Consider the following 2728-nt stretch of genomic DNA (forward strand, 5'->3'; position numbering starts at 1 on the left):
GATGAAAGATTTTAGGAAAGCCGTATGCGGGAAAACCGCACGTACGGTTTGACGAGGGGGCTGAGAGGAAAAGGTCTGAATTGAGGTTTATACCCATTACCGCTTTTCCTTTCACTCTACTCTACCGAGAACAAATAAATAAGGATGCAGGATTCAGGATGCAAGATTCAGGATTAAGAACAAATTTCACCCCTTTTCAAAATAGCAACAAAAAACTTTGGTATTAAAAAAAATAGTCTGACATTTGCACAAATTTAAAATATTCTTATTAGATAAATTAACAAAGAAAATGGCAGTAAAAATTAGATTACAAAGGAAAGGAAGAAAAAAAGTTCCCTTTTACAACATTGTTGTTGCAGATGTTCGTTCACCAAGAGATGGTAGAATTATTGAAAGAATAGGTTCATATAACCCAGTTCCTGCAATTCCGGCAATTGTCCTTGATGCGGACAAAGCACTTGAATGGCTTCAAAAAGGAGCTCAACCTACAAAAACAGTAAAAAACTTACTTTCTCGTGAAGGCGTTCTTTACAAAAAGCACTTACTACGTGGTGTAAAAATGGGCATTCTTACTGAAGAAGAAGCTGAAAAGAAATTTACTGAATTCCTCGCAGAAAAAAGAGAGAAAATTGATAAACAAAGTTCTAAAATCAACGAAGACAAGAAGAAGAAATCAAAAGAAGCTCTTGAAAACGAAGCTAAGGTAAATGAAAAAAGAGCTAAAAAAATAATGGAAAAACGCAGAGAACTCTTAGAAGAAGAAGCTCCTAAACAAGAAGAAGAAAAAGTTGACGAAATTGAAGAAACTAAAGAAGAAGTAAAAAAAGAAGAACCAAAAGAGAAAGAAGAACCAAAAGAAGTAAAAACTGAAGAAAAGAAGGAAGAAGTGAAAAAAGAAGAGGATAAAAAGAAAGAAGAAAAATAGTTTTTAACTTTTCATAAATAATTAAAGGGAAATGTCATTAGATATTTCCCTTTTTTTTATCTTTGTAAGCATAAAGGGGACTCCTAAAAAATAATACACAATATTTGTTCAATAAAAACAAAAATGCTAGAACGAGAGAATTTTATAAACATTGGCACTATTATCAAAACTCATGGATTTAAGGGATTGATAAAAGTGGATTTTATTCTGGAATTTGACAAAACTGAAGATGAAGATAATTTTCTTTTCATTCTTATAAATAACAAAGTAGTTCCTTTTTATATTGAAAATCTTGAGAAAATCGGAAATGACATTACACTGATTAAACTAGAAGATATAGACACAAAAGAAGAGGTACAACAATATGTTGGAATGGATGTTTGTATTCAAAAAGAAAAAGTAAATATTGATGAAAAGCAACTTGCAAACTCATTAGGAATAATTAATTATTCAATTATAGATCAGGATAATAAAAAAATCGGATTGATAAATGATGTTTTTGATAATGCAGGACAAACACTTTTTCAAGTACTAGATGGTGAAAAAGAAATCCTTATTCCATTCCATGAAGACTTACTAATTGACTTAGATGCTGACTCACAAACCATTTCTTTGCAAATTGCAGATGGTTTGATTGAGTGAGTTAGAATTTTTAATTAAAACACAATTTACCCACTATTATGGAAGAGTTTTTACCAGGCGACAAAGTAGAATTTATTGATGATAACTCATCAGGAAAAGTAATTTCAATCATTGACAAAAGCCAACTAATGATTGAGTTGGAAGAAGGATTGGAAATACCTGTTCAAAAAGATGATATTATAAAAGTAAGTAGCCGAAAACCAAAGCCAGAAAGCTTAAGCGAAAAATACAAAGAAGATGCAACAGCTTTGCATAAACCCATATCCGAGCAAAGCGGAATACAGTTAGCAATTATAAATGAACATGACAATCTTTTTAGTTTTCATTTAATTAATGATACTTCAAAATTCATTTATTTTACATTTTATGAAAAATCAGAAAAAAATGAACAAGCAGTAACAAAAGGAGAACTTAAAAGTTTTGAGCATAGCAGACTAACGAATCTTGACATTAGCAAGTTTGACACCTTAGCTGAATATGAGCTACAAATTTTAATTTTCGATCAAAATGCATCAAAAATCCCTGAACCAATTATCTACTCCTTTAAACCAAAAGGTAAAAACTTTATTAATCAAAATACAAATGCACCTTTGATTAACCAAAAAGCATATTTAATTTCAATTGATAAAAAATCAACTAAAGTTCAAAAAACTATTATAAAACAAAAACAGGATAAACCCTCACCTCCACAAAATATTCATAAAATTGATAAACCATCAAATATAATCGACCTGCATATTGAAAAAATAAATCCTAATTATGAGATAATGAGCAAAAGAGAAATATTTGATTCTCAGTTCAATTACTTCATAAATTCCCTTGAAAAAGCAATTGCATTAAATTTTGAAAAAATTGTTTTTATTCATGGAATTGGTGTGAGTTCATTAAAAAACAAAATAACTGATTACCTTAATAAAAATGAAAATATTAAGGAAGTAAAAGATGCAGACATTAGAACGTTTGGATTTGGAGCAACTGAAGTAATTTTTTCAAAATAATACCTCAAGTTTCGCATTTGAATATAAAGAATTGTTTCATGCTTTGTGATTCTTACTGTCTTAGAGCCTTCGTGGCTAATTATCAATATCTTGCCACAAAGACACCAAGGCACAAAGTTACACAAAGATTTTGGTGTCATTTCTTTTTTCTCATTGTTAATTA

4 protein-coding genes are annotated in these 2728 nt (G+C 29.8%); all 4 read left to right on the forward strand.

The annotated features are described in order from the left end of the window. The first annotated feature begins 80 nt into the window (after positions 1-80). The 4 genes from U9R42_08560 (at position 81) to U9R42_08575 (ending at position 2565) form a co-directional block, all read left to right on the forward strand. Positions 81-227: a hypothetical protein gene (locus U9R42_08560; protein ID MEA3496073.1), complete on the forward strand. Its 147-nt coding sequence runs from the start codon at positions 81-83 to the stop codon at positions 225-227. A gap of 62 nt (positions 228-289) precedes the next feature. Continuing rightward, a complete protein-coding gene (gene rpsP / locus U9R42_08565; protein ID MEA3496074.1) occupies positions 290-925 on the forward strand; it encodes a 30S ribosomal protein S16 in 636 nt (211 codons plus the stop codon). Positions 926-1048: 123 nt separating this feature from the next. Continuing rightward, on the forward strand, positions 1049-1567 hold the full coding sequence (gene rimM / locus U9R42_08570) for a ribosome maturation factor RimM (protein MEA3496075.1): 519 nt from the start codon (positions 1049-1051) through the stop codon (positions 1565-1567). Positions 1568-1605: 38 nt separating this feature from the next. After that, positions 1606-2565 (forward strand): hypothetical protein, encoded by a 960-nt coding sequence (locus tag U9R42_08575; protein MEA3496076.1) that lies wholly within the window; start codon positions 1606-1608, stop codon positions 2563-2565. Positions 2566-2728 lie beyond the last annotated feature (163 nt).

The sequence above is a fragment of the Bacteroidota bacterium genome (assembly GCA_034723125.1).
Taxonomy (GTDB): Bacteria; Bacteroidota; Bacteroidia; order CAILMK01; family JAAYUY01; genus JAYEOP01.